7 protein-coding genes are annotated in these 17,388 nt (G+C 59.0%); 6 read left to right on the plus strand and 1 reads right to left on the minus strand.

The features are described from left to right. Nucleotides 1-205 precede the first annotated feature (205 nt). The 6 genes from H8B20_RS03325 to H8B20_RS03350 all read left to right on the plus strand — a co-directional run bounded on the left by H8B20_RS03325 (nucleotide 206) and on the right by H8B20_RS03350 (nucleotide 13,747). Nucleotides 206-5,818 carry an Ig-like domain-containing protein gene (locus tag H8B20_RS03325; RefSeq protein ID WP_210622333.1) on the plus strand — a complete coding sequence of 1,871 codons (5,613 nt, stop codon included), beginning with the start codon at nucleotides 206-208 and terminating at the stop codon, nucleotides 5,816-5,818. Nucleotides 5,819-5,943: 125 nt separating this feature from the next. Then, nucleotides 5,944-6,873: an OmpA family protein gene (locus tag H8B20_RS03330; RefSeq protein ID WP_210622334.1), complete on the plus strand. Its 930-nt coding sequence runs from the start codon at nucleotides 5,944-5,946 to the stop codon at nucleotides 6,871-6,873. A 134-nt stretch (nucleotides 6,874-7,007) separates the two neighbouring features. After that, the gene (locus tag H8B20_RS03335) at nucleotides 7,008-7,937 is read left to right on the plus strand and encodes an OmpA family protein (RefSeq protein WP_210622335.1); all 930 of its coding nucleotides are present in this window, start codon (nucleotides 7,008-7,010) and stop codon (nucleotides 7,935-7,937) included. Nucleotides 7,938-8,142: 205 nt separating this feature from the next. Further along, the gene (locus H8B20_RS03340; protein WP_228732625.1) at nucleotides 8,143-10,530 is read left to right on the plus strand and encodes a type I secretion system permease/ATPase; all 2,388 of its coding nucleotides are present in this window, start codon (nucleotides 8,143-8,145) and stop codon (nucleotides 10,528-10,530) included. Beyond that, complete coding sequence (locus H8B20_RS03345) at nucleotides 10,527-11,768, plus strand: HlyD family type I secretion periplasmic adaptor subunit (RefSeq protein ID WP_342345701.1); 1,242 nt, start codon at nucleotides 10,527-10,529, stop codon at nucleotides 11,766-11,768. Before H8B20_RS03340 ends, H8B20_RS03345 begins: the two co-directional genes overlap by 4 nt. 2 nt (nucleotides 11,769-11,770) lie before the next feature. Beyond that, entirely contained in the window at nucleotides 11,771-13,747 is a 1,977-nt protein-coding gene (locus tag H8B20_RS03350) for a TolC family protein (RefSeq protein ID WP_210622336.1), read from the plus strand. A gap of 62 nt (nucleotides 13,748-13,809) precedes the next feature. Here H8B20_RS03350 and H8B20_RS03355 read toward each other — a convergent pair whose 3' ends face one another. Beyond that, the gene (locus H8B20_RS03355) at nucleotides 13,810-17,358 is read right to left on the minus strand and encodes a transporter substrate-binding domain-containing protein (RefSeq protein ID WP_210622337.1); all 3,549 of its coding nucleotides are present in this window, start codon (nucleotides 17,356-17,358) and stop codon (nucleotides 13,810-13,812) included. Between the last annotated feature and the right edge of the window lie 30 nt (nucleotides 17,359-17,388).

Below are 17,388 nucleotides of genomic sequence, written 5' to 3' on the forward strand. Positions count from 1 at the left end.
TTTACGAGTTGAAGCATCTTCGTGGGTAAAACGCGCGCCACGGTACAGTTCCGGGTTTTGAGACAGTTCTTATATTGCCCGAGAGCCAATTTAAGGAGAATTCCTACATCCCAAGAATTCCTTGAACAGGAGTGGCTTGGTTGATTAACCAGCGAGCCGGATAAACCGGTGTAACGACCAACCTGACTAATTAAAGGCAGACCACGTGAACGCTAACACAGTCAATGTTGCCGTAGTAGACGGCAAAACGATTACCCAAACGGTGGAACTTTCTACCGTAAAAAATGGCCAGCCAATCCGTATCAAAGCGGTACAAGGCGGCCAATACATTCTGGGTGAAGGTGAAAAAGGCATTGCGCCGGAAAACATCACCATTAAGCGGGTGGGCAAAGACCTGCACGTCGCCCTGGAAGGCAGCGATCCGGATCAACCACAGCTGATCATCGAAGACTTCGAAGGCAGTGGCGGCCAGTTGGTAGGTATTGCTGAAGACGGCTCTTACTACCCTTACATCTCCTCCGACGCCGAACAGGATCGCTCTGCTGCCTTCCTGATCGAAGGCGTTGACGCACCGCAAGTACTGGGCTCCCAGGAACTGGCCGGTTTTGGCAATGGCCTGGTGGCCGGCAGTGGCATCGGTTGGTTCTGGCCGGCGCTGCTGGGTCTGGGTGCGCTGGGTTTGCTGGGCGGTATCTACGCCGCTACCCGTGACGATGACAAAGACAACAATCCTAGCGTGATTGCGCCCGTTCTCAACACGCCTGTCGTGGACGGTGCAACCGATAATGTCGGTGCTGACCAAGGTCCGATCACCAAGGGTGGTTCTACCGATGACACCACCCCGACCTTCAGCGGTACGGGTACCCCCGGCAACATCATCATTATCAAAGACAATGACAAGCCGATTGGCGAAGTCACCATCGGTGACGATGGCAAGTGGACCTTCACCCCGACCACGCCGCTGCCTGAAGGCGAGCATTCGATTATCGTGATCGAGAAGAACAAGGAAGGCAACGTCAGCAAGCCGTCCGACGAGTTCGATTTCATCGTCGACATCACCGCACCGGGCAAGTCCTCGATCGACGGGATCACCGACGACTTCGGTCCTCAGCACGGTGAGATTGCGCAAAACGGCCTGACCGATGACAACACCCCGACCCTCAGGGGTAAGGCTGAGCCCGATTCCACACTCGAAATCTACGCCAACGGCGTAAAAATCGGCGAAACCACCGTCAACCCTGATGGCAGCTGGTCGTACACCCCATCGCCAGCCTTAGCCGATGGCACTTACGAGTTCACCACTGTCGCCAAGGATGCAGCCGGGAATGTCGGCCTGCCTTCGGACCCGTACGTGATCATCGTTGATACCAACGGTCCGGGCAAACCCGGTATCGGCACCGGTGGCATTGAAGAAGCCATCGACAACGTTGGCACCATCATTGGCGACATCGGCAATGGCGGCGTGACCGACGACGACACCCCGACCTTCAGTGGCGGCGGTCTGAACCCGGGCGACAGGGTCACCATCATTGACGGTGGTGTTGTCATCGGCGAAGCCATCGTGGGCGACGACGGTCGTTGGGAGTTCACTCCGGATCCGGCGCTGTCTGAAGGTCCGCACCCGATCACCGTTATCGTCACCGACTCATTGGATCGCGTCAGCGAGCCTTCCGATCCGTACATCGTGATCGTTGACACTACAGCGCCAGTCAAACCTGGCATCGGCACCGGTGGTATCGAAGAAGCCATCGATAACGTTGGCACCATCATTGGCGACATCGGCAATGGCGGCGTGACCGACGACGACACCCCGACCTTCAGTGGTGGCGGTCTGCAACCGGGTGACAAGGTCACCATCATTGACGGTGGCGTCGAAATTGGCGAAGCCATTGTGGGCGACGACGGCCGTTGGGAGTTCACTCCGGACCCGGCGCTGACTGAAGGTCCGCACCCGATCACCGTGATCGTCACCGACCCGGCGGGCAATGCCAGCGAACCGTCCGATCCGTATATCGTGATCGTTGACACTACAGCGCCAGTCAAACCTGGCATCGGCACCGGTGGCATTGAAGAAGCCATCGACAACGTTGGCACCATCATTGGCGACATCGGCAATGGCGGCGTGACCGACGATGACACCCCGACCTTCAGTGGTGGCGGTCTGCAACCGGGTGACAAGGTCACCATCATTGACGGTGGCGTCGAAATTGGCGAAGCCATTGTGGGCGACGACGGCCGTTGGGAGTTCACTCCGGACCCGGCGCTGACTGAAGGTCCGCACCCGATCACCGTGATCGTCACCGACCCGGCGGGCAATGCCAGCGAACCGTCCGATCCGTATATCGTGATCGTTGACACTACAGCGCCAGTCAAGCCTGGCATCGGCACCGGTGGTATCGAAGAAGCCATCGATAACGTGGGCCCGATCACTGGCGACATCGGCAATGGCGGTCGGACTGACGACGGCACGCCTACTTTTGGCGGTGGCGGTCTGCAACCGGGTGACAAGGTCACCATCATTGACGGTGGCGTCGAAATTGGCGAAGCCATTGTGGGCGACGACGGTCGTTGGGAGTTCACTCCGGACCCGGCGCTGACTGAAGGTCCGCACCCGATCACCGTGATCGTCACCGACCCGGCGGGTAATGCCAGCGAGCCGTCCGACCCATACATTGTCATCGTTGATACGCTTGCGCCAGCAGCGCCGACCATCGACAGCGTGTTCGACGACCAAGGCACCACTACTGGCCCAATCAACTCTGGCGACACTACCGACGATGCCCAGCCGCTCATCAGCGGTACCGCCGAGGCCGGCAGCACTGTCATCATCTACGACAATGGCAACGAAATCGGCCGCACGATCGCTAATCCGGATGGCAGCTGGAACTACACGCCTATCCCGCCACTGCTCAATGGCCCGCACGATTTGACCGCCCAGGCTCAGGATTCTGTTGGCAATATCAGTGACTCGTCCAACAATGTTGATTTCGACCTTGTTGCCGGTGGCACGCCGCCCGCGCCGGCCATCAACCAAGTGTTTGATGATATCGCCGATGGTGTCGGCAACATCATGCCTGGTGGCAGCACCAACGATACCGAGCCTGATGTGTCCGGTACGGGTGAAGCGTTGTCTACCATCAACCTCTTCGCAAACGGTGTACTGGTTGGCACCACAACGGCGGACGACCAGGGCCGCTGGAGTATTACTCCGAACCCACCGCTCACCGAAGGCCTGAACAACCTGACGGCCACCGCCACCAACGCGGCCGGCAACGAAAGTGCCCCGACCGGCGAATATCCGATCAATGTCGACATCACCCCGCCAGCGGCGGCCGATGCCAGCGAACTTGAAGACAACGTCGGGGCGATCACCGGTCCGATTACCAGCGGTGACACCACCGATGACAACACCCCGACCTTCAGCGGTACGGCTGAGCCCAACACCACGCTGATCATTTATGACAACGGTGTCGAGATCGATCGTGTGCCGGTGGATGGCAATGGTGACTGGAGCTTCACACCGGCACCGCCGTTGGCCGATGGTGCCCACAGCTTCAGCACCGAAGTGGTCGACGCAGCGGGTAACCGCAGCCCGCAAAGCACACCGATCGATTTCACCGTCGATACCAGTGCCGTGGCTATCAGCATCGAGCAAGCTCTGGACAACGTAGGGCCGAACCAGGCTCCGCTGGCCAGCGGGGGTGTTACCGATGACTCCACGCCGACCCTGACCGGCCAGGCGACTCCAGGCTCTATGGTCAACATTTACCTCAATGGCGTATTGCACCAAGCCAACGTGCCAGTCAATGCCGCAGGGCAGTGGGAGTACACCTTTGCCCCGGCGTTGGCCGAAGGCAACCATGTCTTCAACGCCAGCGTCGTGACGCCGGCCGGTGGTGAAAGCCCGCTGACGGGCGACTTCAATCTGGAAGTCGATCTGACGGCGTCGGCTGCACCGACCATTGATGAGATCCGCGACGATGTGGGTGCTATTCAGGATCCACTGGTTGACGGTGCGACCACCGACGATACAACGCCGACCCTGGTCGGGAGTGGAGTGGCGGGCGACACCATCATCATCCGCAACAATGGCGTTGAAATCGGTCGCGAAACCGTTCAACCGGACGGTAGCTGGAGCTTCACACCGAACCCGCCGCTGAACAATGGTACAACCAACGAGTTCGATGTCATTGCTCAAGACCCGGCGGGCAACCAGAGTGCGCCGTCGGATCCGTGGACCATTATCATCGACACCGATGCCCCGACCGCCTCGGCGGTTATTGAGAGCATGGGCAAGGACAGCGGCGCCGATAGCGGTGACTTTGTCACCAATGACGGCAGCGCCGGGCGTTTGATTCAGGGTTCGTTGACGGCAGCGTTGGTAGCTGGCGAGAAAGTGCAGGTGTCCACCGACGGTGGCGCTACTTGGCTCGACGTGCTGATGAATGCTGACGACACTTGGAATTTCCTTGATAAGAACAGTCACACCGGTGACTGGACAATTCAGGCTCGAGTCGTGGATGCAGCCGGCAATGCCAACACGGTCAGTCAGGCGGTGACGCTTGATTCAACAGGGCCTGATGCACCGGATACGTTCTCGTTCAACGGGGCAACAGTCACTGTCAACTTCGACGGGACTAGCTTGAGCGAAGGAGACACCCTTCAAGTTGTGGTGGGGGATCAACGCTTTGAAGTGCAACTGACTCAGGCACAAATTGATGCGGGTGCGGTTGATGTTGTGACAGCCCCAAATGCCGCAATGACGAATACCTCCGCAGCTTTTATCGATTCTGCTGGGAATATCTCTCAATATCTGGTTGCCAATCTGGCTACGACTAATTTTGAAGGCCTACCACCAAGTGGAGTCCCTGCTTCCGGACAACAGGACTTTGGTTCTTTCGTGTTTCATTGGTCTCGCACGGGTTCTACAGCACTAGACGGAATTCTTGCAGAGGGAACGTCAATCGAGCAGGCTAGTGGCGGTACTTTCCTTACGCCGTCGACAGGAATTGGCGTTTTCGCAAGAAGAGAGCTAGGTGATGAAACTCGAGTTGTTCTCGCTGCCGGCACCAGCGCAAGTGCGGTCTCGTTTGACGTCGGAGGGTTGACCTCTCCTATAACCTTGATTTTCCGGGACGCTGGTGGTTTGGAAGTTCACCGAGTCAATTTGCCGGTAAACCCTACCGGTATTGAGCAAGTGAATTTTCAGTTGCCGGGAGCTTTGGCCTTCACGTCTATTGATTTCATACCTGATCAGTTCGCTGATAGGATCTGGTTAGACAATTTTGAGTTTTCAACGGGTGGTTTCAATCATATAGATCCCCCAGTAGTACAGGACATCGATGGCGCCGGCAGCTATTACGGAGACGAAGTCGACAATACCTTCCTCCTGGCTGACGTAGCGAACCTCGATAATGCCAGCAGTTCTATCAAAGGCGGCGGCGGTATCGACACGCTGCAATTGACCGGTGACGGTCAGACTCTCGATCTGGGAGCCATTGCTGGGAGCCTAGAGTCTATTGAAATCATCGACATCACCGGCACTGGCAACAACACCTTGAACCTGTCCTTGGGCGACGTGTTGGAGTTGGGTGAAGGCTCGCTGTTCACCGAAGACGAAACCGTACAGTTGGTCGTCAAAGGCAACGCCGGCGACGTGGTCAACCTGGACGACTTGCTGGCCGACGGCACCGATCCGGGTGACTGGGCAGGCCAGGGTCAGGTCACGGTCGAGGGTGTGACGTACAACGTGTTCCAACACTCGTCCCTCGATGCTCAGTTGCTGGTTCAGGACGGGGTCACCACCAACCTGGTGTAAACGCGAATGCCGTGCGCAGGTTTTGCCTGTGCACGGCTCGCGCTGCCAATCGGTTGGTTCGTGCCAGCCTCAATCCAATTGAATAACTGCGGGCACCTGAAGGTGTTCGCGGTGGAGTTTTGATCATGTTCAAGCGTAACAACACACTCTGTGCCGCGGTGTTTGCCGCAGCCCTTTGCGCCGCGCCTTTCGCCGCGGCAGACACCATGGCCGGCACTGTCGCCGGTCAGGTATTCGGCAACACCTACAGCGCCGTTGCCCCGGTCTCCGATGGCCAGGCTCAAGTGGTTTACTACCGCACCAGCGGCGTTGGTCAATCCAAGGGTGCCGCCCACGTCTACGTCGACAGCGAGTTCCACACCGGCCTGTTGCCGGGCGGTTACAGCACATTCTGCATCGTACCTGGCAGCCGCACCCTGGGTGCCTACCTTGGTGACGCACCGCGTTACAAAGGCAAAAACGTTGACCTGTACTCGGCCAATCTGGAAGGCGGTAAAACCTACTTCCTGAAGGTTCGTGAAAACGGCAGCGGCGCGCCGCAAGCCGTGACCCGCGAAGAAGCCGAGCGCGAGCTGGTCGGCAGCCGCGCCCAGGTTCAGGCGCTGTCTCGCGCGTCCAAGGTGCAGATGTGCAACAACCTGCCGATGGCGCCGGTGCAAGCTGTGCAGTTCAAGGACTATGCACTGTCTGGCGACGTGCTGTTCGCCTTCGGCAAGTCGGGTTATCAGGACATCAGCCACAAGGGCCGCGCCGCGATCAGCGAGCTAATCGCTCAGTTGCACCGCGAACACGCCAAGCTTGAGCGCATCGAAGTGGTGGGTCATACCGACGCTATCGGTTCCTATGCGTCTAACCAGGCTTTGGGCCTGAAGCGTGCACAAACGGTGCGTCGTCTATTGGTTGATGGTGGCTTGCCATCGAGTTCGATCACCACCCGTAGTGCCGGTAGCAGCGAGCCGGTCACCGAAGAGTGCTACGGCGGCAAGGCCGAGCGAGTGGCGTGCAACGCGCCAAACCGCCGGGTTGTTGTGCGTGTGGATGTAAGCGGTCAGTAACGCTCTTCAATCCAATGCTCCGGGGAAGCTTTCGGGCTTCCCTTCCTTTGCCGCAGCTGCCGCGCAGTTGCGGTTTTTTTTGCCAATAAAATGATCAGCGCCGGTTTCTCGGTGCTCACGGCGGAGTCACGCCCATGTCTTTACCAAGCAGGAAACAAACCGCTGCGCTGTTAAGCGTGGCATTGCTCGCCAGCCCTGTACTGGCGGCACCGGCCGGCACCGTGCCGGGCAAGGTTTTTGATGCCGCTTACGTCTCTGTCCCGCCGATCGGCGACGATCAGGCGCAAGTGGTGTATTACCGCCTTCAGGCTGGGGTTCAGCGCCAAGGCTCAGCTCACGTTTACGTCGATCGTGAGTTTCACACCGGCCTGTTGCCAGGTGGTTATTCCACCTTTTGTCTGGCCCCGGGTTCCCACACGTTGGGTGCGTATCTGGACGACACGCCAGATTACAAAGGCAAGCGCAGCGACCTGTATCAGGCGTCGTTACAGGGTGGCAAAACCTATTACCTGCGAGTGCGTGAGGATGGCAACACCTTCCCGCAACCGGTCAAGCGTGAAGAGGCCGAGCGTGAATTGGTGACTTCGCGGATGCAGGCGCACACGTTGTCCCGGGCCGCGTCCATCGAGGCCTGCCGGCATTACGATTATCTGGTGGATGAGTCGCGCTTCAAGCATTACGAGTTGTCCAGCGATGTGTTGTTTGCCTTTGGCAAATCCGCCAGCGACGACATCTCGGCGCAGGGGCGCAAGGCTGTTCGCGAGTTGATCGATGAGCTGCAACGCGACGATGCGCAGATCCGCCATGTGCAAGTGGTGGGGCATACCGACCCGATTGGTGACGAGGCGAAGAACCAGCACCTGGGGCAACTGCGGGCCAATACCTTGCGTGAGCTTTTGATTGCCGGCGGGATTCCCGATTCGGTCATCAGCGCCGCCAGTGCGGGGAATCGCGAGCCGGTGGTGTTTAGCTGTTATGGCAACCGAGTGCAGCAGATTGCCTGTTATGCGCCGAACCGACGGGTAGTGGTGAAGGTTGAGCTAGGACGGCCAGTGGAGAAGTAATCGCGTCACGCGTATCGGTCGTTTGAGCCCCCGCTCAATACCCGGCCCCGCGCGCTTTTGGGACATATCTCATTCAGACTAAATCAGCAATTAGTCAGAATTGTCCTACTGACTTCTCGGCCCACACCGCGTTCAACGCAGCAGGCCTTGAACTATCCATTCCATCGACGCCGCCGCTTGGCGGTCCGAATTCAGGACTCTTGTGATGACCACTGACGCGCCTGTTGGCCCAAGCGTTGCGGCCCCGGCTTTGCCCGCGCCGCAAACGACAATCCAGGACACTCTGCTGCAAAGTGTGTCCTGGATGTGTGACCACTACGGTGTCGGGAAAAGCCCCGAGGCCTTGACCGCCGGCTTACCCAAAGGTGGCTTGCTTGCGCCTTCGCTGGCGTTGGCGGCGTTGTCGGCGGCCGGGCTGTCGGCGGGGCTGGTGGAGCGTCGCGTGCAAGCGCTGCCCAAGCAATTGGTGCCGATGGTGCTGCTGCGCAAGGAGCAGGGCGGTTGCATTTTGCTCGGGCGTTCTATTGGCACCAATGAAGAAGGCAAGAAAGCTTGGCGTTATCAGGTGATCCTGCCGGAAATCGGCGCCGAGCCGGTGGAGTTGGACCAGGCCACCATGGACGAGATGTACGCCGGCCACGCCATTCTGGTCAAGCCGCGCGCCAAGGTCGACACCCGCGCCGGTGACGAAACACCGCAACCGGCCGGGCATTGGTTACTCAGTACCCTGTGGCGTTATCGCAGCTACTACCGCAGCGCGGCCATTGCCGCGGTGTTGATCAACGTATTGGGCCTGGCGAGTATTTTCTTCACCATGAACGTGTACGACCGCGTGGTGCCGAACCAGGCATTTGTGACCTTGTGGTCGCTGGGCATCGGCGTGGCAATTGCCATGATCTTCGAAGCGGTGTCGCGTTATGTCCGGGCGCACTTGCTGGATCTTGCCGGCAAGAAGGCCGATCTGGTGCTGGGGACAATGCTGTTTCGCCAGGCGCTTTCGATTCAGATGGAACACAAACCGGCCTCTTCCGGCTCGTTCGCTAACCAGTTGCGCGAGTTCGAATCGGTGCGTGACTTCGCCACCTCGGCCACTTTGGCGACGATTTCCGATTTGCCGTTCGTGCTGATGTTTGTCGGGGTGATCTTCGTGATCGGCGGCCCGCTGGGCTGGGTGCCTTTGTTGCTGATCCCGCTGATTTTGATCATCAGCATCATTATTCAGTGGCCGCTGGCACGCACCATGAAAGAAAACATGCGCGAAGCGTCACTTAAACAAGGCGTGCTGGTGGAATCAGTAGAAGGCCTGGAAACCCTCAAGGCGGTCGGTGGTGAGCCCTACATGCAGCGCCGTTGGGAAACCTTCAGTGCGCTGTCGGCCGCCACTTCAATGAAGTCGCGTTCGCTGTCCAGCGTGGCGACCGGTGTGGTGGCGTTTTTGCAGCAACTGCAAACGGTGGTGCTGATCATCATCGGCGTGTACCTGATTGACGCCGGTGACCTGACCATGGGGGCGTTGATCGCCACCGTGATGCTGGCCGGTCGTGCCACTGCGCCGTTGGGCCAGGTGATCGGCCTGGCGGTGCGCTTCCAGCAGGCCAAGGCCGCCCTGGGTTCGCTGAACGGTTTGATGGCGATGCCGGTGGATCGGGATTCGACCCGCGAGTACCTGCCCAAACCGTCGTTGTCGGGACAGATCACCGTCAAAAATGTCGGTTTTTCCTACCCCGCACCGCCAATGCAACCCAACCCGGTCGTCCTGCAAGGGGTCAATCTGACCGTGGCCGCTGGCGAACGTGTGGCGATTCTGGGGCGTATCGGCAGCGGTAAATCCACACTGCTGCGGGTCATGGCGCGGCTGTATTCGCCCACCGAAGGGCAGATGTTCACCGATGGTCTGGATGTGAACCAGATCGACCCGGCGGACTGGCGCAAAGCGGTGGGTTATGTGGGCCAGGACGCCCGTCTGTTTTATGGCTCGCTGCGCGAGAACGTGATGATCGGCCGCCCCGAATCCACCGCCGAAGAGTTTCTGCGGGTATTGCGCCTGACCGGTCTGGACCATATCGCGGCCAAGCATCCCAAGGGCATCAACTTGCCGATCGGTGAGTCCGGCGAGGGCTTGTCGGGCGGACAGCGGCAATTGGTGTCCCTGGCTCGCAGCCTGTTGGCGCGGCCTAAATTGCTGCTGCTGGATGAACCCACCAGTGCCATGGACACGCAAACCGAAACGCAGTTTCTCGAGCACCTCAAGCGCGCCACCGAAGGCCAGGCCCTGGTGGTGGTGACTCATCGGCCGTCGCTGTTGGCGCTGGTGGATCGCATCGTGGTGGTGGATGACGGCAAGGTTGTGGCCGATGGGCCCAAGGATGAAATCCTTGCGAAGTTAGCCGGCAAACCCGCTGCGGCGCAGGCCCCACAACCAACCCGTCGGCAGAGACAACCCGTCGTTGCCAATACTCAGGCCCCCACGGCGCCGCCTGCAACCGAAGCAAAACCCCAGCCGGCTTTCACGGTGGGTAAAAAAGTCAACGTCTCCAACCAGCAACCCGTGACGCCTGCCACAGCAGCCGCGCAGGCAGAGGTAGCATCGTGATTGGTAAATTTTGGGGCCGTAACGCCCAGTCTGCTATGGAACCCGGCGATGCCGCGTTCATGAACGACGTGCAGGAGTCCTTGCTGTCGCAATCCACGCCGGGCTCTAAATTGGTGATTTACCTCATCGCGGCGGTGTTGATCATCGGTGTGGTGTGGGCCAATTACGCCCGGGTCGAAGAAATCACCCTGGGCGAAGCCAAGATCATTTCCTTGAGCCGTGAGCAAGTGATCCAGAGCCTGGAAGGCGGGATTCTCTCGGAAATGAACGTGCGCGAAGGCGCAATAGTGGAGAAGGGCGAGGTGCTATTGAAAATCGACGCCACGCGCGCCGAGTCCAGCTATCGCGAAGCGTTGTCGAAGGTGATCGGCTTGAAAGCGGCCATTACCCGACTGCGCTCCGAGGCTTACCAGCAACCGCTGGAATTCGATGACATGGTCAAGCAGGACCCGGTCGTCGTGGCCCAGGAAATCCGGGCGTATGAGTCACGCAAGCGCGCACTCAATGACAGCGTCAGTGCCCTGGAGCGTAGTTACGCGCTGTCTTCCCGGGAGATTCGCCTGGCCGAACCCCTGGCGGCGAAGGGCTTAATGTCGGAAGTCGAAATACTGCGTATCAAGCGTTCGGCCAACGACATCAAGTCGCAGATCGTCGAGCGCATCAACAAGTTTCAGGCTGACGCCAGTTCTGAATTGGCCAAGTTTGAACTGGAGCTGTCGCAGATCAGCGAAAACCTGATCGGCCGCGCCGACATCCGTGACCGCACCACCATCACTGCCCCGGTACGCGGCACCGTGAAGAACGTACGGGTCAGCACCATCGGCGGGGTGATTCAGCCGGGCGAGCACATCCTCGAGATCGTGCCGCTGGAAGAACAACTGCTGGTGGAGGGCAAGATTCGTCCCTCCGACGTGGCTTTTTTGCGCCCTGGTCTGCCGGCTACCGTGAAGATCACCGCCTATGACTACGCCATTTATGGCGGCTTGAAAGGCAAGGTCGAGCACATCAGCCCGGACACCTTGAAAGATGATCAGAAAGCCGCGGCCGGACGCCCCGACGACACCTATTACCGCGTGCTGGTGCTCACCGACAGCAGTGAGCTGACGGCGGGCGGCAAGTCGTTACCGATCATTCCGGGGATGGTGGCTTCGGTTGAGATCCGCACCGGCGAAAAAACCATTCTTCATTACTTGCTTAAGCCCGTGCTCAAGGCGCGCGAAGCCTTCCGGGAGCGATAATCATGACGACCAAAAATCTCCCGCAGTATGAATTGCGGGCTCAGGACCTGTTTGCGCCGCGTAACCGCTTTTACCTGTTGCGCTCGTTGTTTTTGTGTCTGTCGGCATGCGCCTCGTCAAGTGTCGTGGGCGATGAATTGCTGACGTTCAATGCCGCTCCCGTGTCGGCGCCGGCCAAGCCCGCCGCGCCGGTGGAGTTCAAAGCGGTGGGAACGGCCAAGCCCGCCGCGCCGGTGGAGTTCAAAGCGGTGGGAACGGCCAAGCCTGTCGCGCCAGTGGAGTTCAAACCGAGGGCAACAGCCAAGCCTGCCGCGCCGGTGGAGTTCAAAGCGGTGGGAACGGCCAAGCCTGTCGCGCCAGTGGAGTTCAAGCCGAGTGCAACAGCCAAGCCTGCCACGCCGGTAGAGTTCAGATCGGTGACGGCGTCCCAGCCTGTTGCGCCTGCAGCATCCAAACCGTCGACACCGGCTACGAGCTATTCACGACCGGTGAACACCGTCGCCAGGGCTCCACGGTCGAATGACGGCGGGCTGCAGTTTTCCAAGGTAACGGACCCGGCCACGGTGACTTTTGCGCCGGCGCGCCCGAGCGAAAGGTCAGCAAACACGGCGGCAGCGCCAAGAGACACGGTGTCGACATTCAAGCCAGTCACGACATCTGCCTCGGCGATTCGCCCGAGCACGGTGCCTGGCGTCTCTGCGCTGGGCACGAGCGGTTTGCCAGTTCAATTGGCCAGCCGTCAGGGCGCCGCGGCGGGCCCTTCGGAACAGGAGCTCAAAGGGATTTTCCACCGCGCCGTGCAGGCCGCCGCCGAGCGCAGCCCCACGGTGCAACGGGCCCACGCAGAACTCGCGGCTGCCGATGCCGACATCGATGAAGCCAAGGGTCAGCGCTATCCCCAGGTGGACTTGGGCACGACGGCTGGTTCGAAAAAATTCGGTTCGGGGTCAGAGAACAGTGACGGCAGCAGTACCGGTATCAACCTCAACGTTGTTACGCCGGTGTATGACTGGGGCCGGATTCGCAACACCATCGACAGCCGTCGTCATTTGTCCACGGCGGCCACGGCGGCGATTGACGCAGAACTGGAGAACTCGGCGTTCGAGGTGACCACCACGCTGGTGGAGTTAGGTAAACAGCGCATCATTGTTGATCTCAGCCAGCAGTACGTGGACCGGATGAACGAACTGGTGAAAATGCTCGCCGGCATTGTCGCCGTGGACAAGGGTCGTTCCAGCGAACTGACCCAGGCCAAGGCACGCCAGTTGCAAGCTCAGGCTGCACGAGATTCGGCGGACACTCGCGCCAGGGACGCCGAAATCACTTTGCGTAAATTGGTCGGTGATCGGCCGATCATGATCCCGCGTACCAAGGAGTGGAACATCCGCCTGGCCAACCTCGATCACCTGTTGTCCAAGACCGAAGATCACCCGGTGATCAATCAAGCCAAGGCCCAGACCGAATCCGCCGAATTGCAGGCCAAGGTCGTGCGATCCGGGTCGTTGCCACAGTTGAACTGGGTGGTCAGCAAATCCACCGCTGAAGATTCCCAGGGCCGTGAACAACCCTGGGAAACCCACCTTGCGGTGACCTGGGGCGCCTTTCGCGGCGGCTCGGTACGGGCGTCGGAACGTGCTGCGTTGCAGCGCGCCGAGGCCAGTCGACAAGAAGTGGAGCAACAGCGGCTGGACCTGGAATACCGAATCCGTACCGCCAACCACGAAGCCCGGACCTTTCTGGAGCGGGCCGAGTTGTACCGCGACCTGACGGTGGAAACCGATGGTATTCGTGTGGCGTTTTATGAGCAGTGGTATCACTTGGGCAAGCGTACGTTGCTGGATGTGCTGTCGGCTGAAAGCGACCACTACGGCAATCGGGTGAGTGAAATCACCAACCGCTTTGACGGTTACCAGGCGATCCTGCGCCAATACGCCGGGGCAGGCACCTTGTCGGCGTGGTTGGGGGGGGCAGAGCGCTGAGGGCAATTGGCATGTTCGGCCCACTCTTACGCAGTAGGTGGGCCGGCGTCGTTCAAGATGGGCTAGAGGTCGTCCAACAATGACCGCTCCAGTGAGTGCATGGCGCTCAATAGCACTTTGACCTGCTGTTCACAGGAGGCGATATCGCCTTGAAGTGCCACTGACTCTAACTGCACACAAGCGTCAATCAACACCCGGGCATCAGTCATTTGCGCTCCACCTTTGATTTTGTGCGCCAACGCTGCCATTTTTTCGAAGTCGTGATCACGCAGCAGTTTTTCAAGCTTTGCGCTGTCTTCCTGGTTGGTGCGCACCAGTTCGTCAACCAGCGGCGCATACATGTCCGGACACAGCACGCGCAACTTCTGTAGCTCACCGCCGACGGTTTGATTGGCGTGGACCCGGCGCGCGACCTGGCTCGAAACCGCGTTGATTTGCTCGGTCAAAGCCTCGATACCAATGGGTTTGAACAAGCACTGGCTCATGCCGGCATCCAGGCAATCCTGGATGATCCGCGACTGGGCATTGGCGGTGAGGCCAAAAATGGGGTGGGCGGCTACTGCACGACTCTGTTCGATGGCGCGCATTTGCCGGGTCAGTTCATAGCCGTCCATGCGCGGCATATTGCAGTCGGTAATGGTCAGGTCAAACGGTGGATCGGCGTGCATCCACTGTGCCAGCGCGGTTTCACCGTCATCGCAGGGCACTGCGCGGTGGCCAAGGTATTCGAGTTGCTGACACAACAGCAGACGGTTGGGCGCGTGGTCTTCAACCACCAGAATGTTCAGGCGATGGTTGGTTCGAATGACGGGTTGAGGTGAGGCTTGGCGGGCATCTTCCTGCGTGCGTTCGGCTTTGAATTGCAGCTTGAAGCAAGAGCCTTTGCCCGGTTGGCTATGGACGCTCAACCGAGCGTTGAGCAGCGTCGCCAAACGTGTGCAAATGCTTAGCCCCAGTCCGGTACTTCGTTGGCCACTGACGTTGGGTGAAACTTGAACGAAGGGCTCGAAAATGGCTTTTTGCTGCGATTCATTTAGCCCGATGCCCGAGTCGCGAACTTCGATCGCATAGCACCCAAAACCCGTTTCCGGATCATCAGGCAGTTGTATCAAGGACAGCTCGACAAAACCTTCCTGGGTGAACTTGATGGCATTGCTGGTCAGGTTGGCAACGATCTGGTTCAGCATCAATGGATCGATGATCACCTGTTGGTCGCTGGCCTCAATCATCAGGTCGAACGTCAGGTTTTTGGTTTTTGCATTGACCTCGAACAGTTTGTGAATGGAGTGAAGGGCTTCGCCGAGATGGGCAGGCCGCGGCGATGGAACCATGGCGCCTGCTTCTATTTTCGACAGGTCAAGGATGTCGCCGATCAAGGACAGCAATGATTGTGCTGACTGATGTGCCACCGCCAGATTCTGTTCGATTTCCTGAGCGCTGCCGCCGCGCAGCCGGAGCATTTCGATCAGCCCGATCAGGGCGCTGATGGGCGTGCGGATTTCATGGCTCATGCTGGCCAGAAAAATCGATTTGGATTCGTTGGCGTCATCAGCGACCGCTTTGGCCAGGCGCAGTTGTTCTACCAATTGTTCGCGTTCACTGATATCCAGCCAGCCCCCGATAACCCCGGCAAACGCTCCGGCACTGCTCTGGAAAGGCAGGGTCCAGTGATAGATGCGGCGTGGAAGGCCTTTCACGTCTATTTCCAGGTCGGCGAAGGTCGGCTCGCCATGTTGCTCGGTGTCCCGATAAATCTGGTGATACTGACGGCTCAGCGCCGAAGAAATAATGCCGGCCTCGAGCAGGGTCTTACCGATGACTTCTTCCTGAGTGGTTTGCAGGAATTCGAGGTAGGCGCGATTGCAGTGCACCAGTTTTCCGCCCTTATCGCGCACATAGAGTGCAATGGGCGAACCGTCGATGAGCGTTTTACTGAAAGCCAATTGATCGCCCAAGGCCTGCTCGGCTTTGCGACGCTTCTTGATTTGGACTTGCAAGTAATAGTTCCAGATCAGGAACGCCAGAACGAAGGCGACGGCGACGCCAATGATTTGATAAACACTGTCCTTATAGGTACTCCAGGAGCTGGCAACGGCGGGCGCTGCGTGGTTGCGCCAACGGTCACTCAAGGTCTTGAGCTCCTCGGGAGGAATGCCCAGCAGTACCTTGTTGATGATGCTTTTGAGGATCATGTTATCCGTGCCGACGACCATGGCGACCCGACCAGGGGTGGGGCCGATGACGGCGGCAATTCTCAGGTCCTGCAGGAAATGATGCTTGATGAAATAGTCGGCACCGAACTGGGTGTGCACACTGGCACCCACATCCCCCTCGGAAAGCAGTTCAATGCCTCGCGCCGCCGTGGCGACCGGAACCTGAACAATCTCGGGATGCTGCTGTAGAAGCCAGTTTGAAAGTGGATTACCGGTGGGGATGGCCAGGCGCTCGCCCTTGAGCTCTTCAAGGCTATTGATGGGGGTACCTGAGCGTCGGGTGATCACGACAAACGGGCTGATGAGATAAGGTCGGGTGTACTGTCTGGCATTGAGACGCAAGTCGCCGATGGTCAGCGCGGCAATCAGATCGACCTGGTTGCTCTGAAGCATTTTGAGCATGTCTGGAACGCTGCCGCTGCGGACAAATTCAAGTTGCAGGCCAGTGCGTTGCTGGACGATTTTCAACAAGTCCGCGCTCAGCCCTTGCAGTTGGTCACGGTCATCAAAAAAAGTCAGCGGCGCGTAGGACCCGGCCACCAGGACCTTGATTTTGGGATGCGCTGCCAGCCAGGCAGTTTCGGTGGGGTCGAGATTTAACGGTGGTTCATCGACCACGAAATCATTACTCAGCCCCCAGCGCATGGTGATCCGCATCATGTCGGCGGGCGGAATCGCGTCCAGCGTGCTGTTGATTGCTGCCAGCAACTGGGGTTTGCGATCACTGACCGCAAAGTTGATGTCCGCAGAGGTGGAGAGGGCCGCACCTGAAATATAGACGTCGTTGCTATACAGCAGGCGGATCAGAAATTCGGCGGTGATGGCGTCAGTCCAGAAGGCATCAGCCTGGTCGTACATCAGGGAGGCCAAGCCAATCAAATGGTTGGAGTGCTGGATCAATGTCGCGTCCGGGTACTGCTTGTGCAGTTGGGCACCGACCGCATCGTCACCGACATAGGCTAATCGCTGACCTTTCAGATCCTCCAGGGGGGGCAGGGTTTCCCCAATGCGCCGCACAATGACCTTGTGATTGAGCAGGTAGGGTCGGGACTGGGTGATCGCGCCATCCTGGCCTTCGCTGACATCATGCACTGCCAGCATGTCGACCTGGCCTTGCTCGAGTGCTTCGCGGGCTTTGGCACGGGTCGGGTAACGCAAAATCCTGAGCTGTAACCCGGTCGTTTCGCGCAGAGCCCCCAAGTAGTCGGCGGCAACACCTTCGAACTTGCTTTGCTCGAACCCCATGTGCAGCGGCGGAAGGGCACCGCTCCAGATGGCCACGGTGACTTCGGGACGCTTACTGAGCCAAGCGAGGGTTTGCGCATCGAAGTTGACGTGTGGTGGCGTGATCGGGGCATTGACCAACAGTTCAGTCGGTTTCGGCGGTTGAGCCTGCACATTCGTTGTCAATAAGCCTGCCAGCAGCAC

This window comes from Pseudomonas sp. P42, from assembly GCF_017973755.1.
In the GTDB taxonomy this organism is placed as follows: Bacteria; Pseudomonadota; Gammaproteobacteria; order Pseudomonadales; family Pseudomonadaceae; genus Aquipseudomonas; species Aquipseudomonas iridis.

Bases quoted from the DNA above. Each gene is read 5' to 3' on its own strand.
- H8B20_RS03350 (WP_210622336.1), top strand. From the start codon at position 11,771: ATGACGACCAAAAATCTCCCGCAGTATGAATTGCGGGCTCAGGACCTG.
- H8B20_RS03340 (WP_228732625.1), top strand. From the start codon at position 8,143: ATGACCACTGACGCGCCTGTTGGCCCAAGCGTTGCGGCCCCGGCTTTG.
- H8B20_RS03335 (WP_210622335.1), top strand. From the start codon at position 7,008: ATGTCTTTACCAAGCAGGAAACAAACCGCTGCGCTGTTAAGCGTGGCA.
- H8B20_RS03330 (WP_210622334.1), top strand. From the start codon at position 5,944: ATGTTCAAGCGTAACAACACACTCTGTGCCGCGGTGTTTGCCGCAGCC.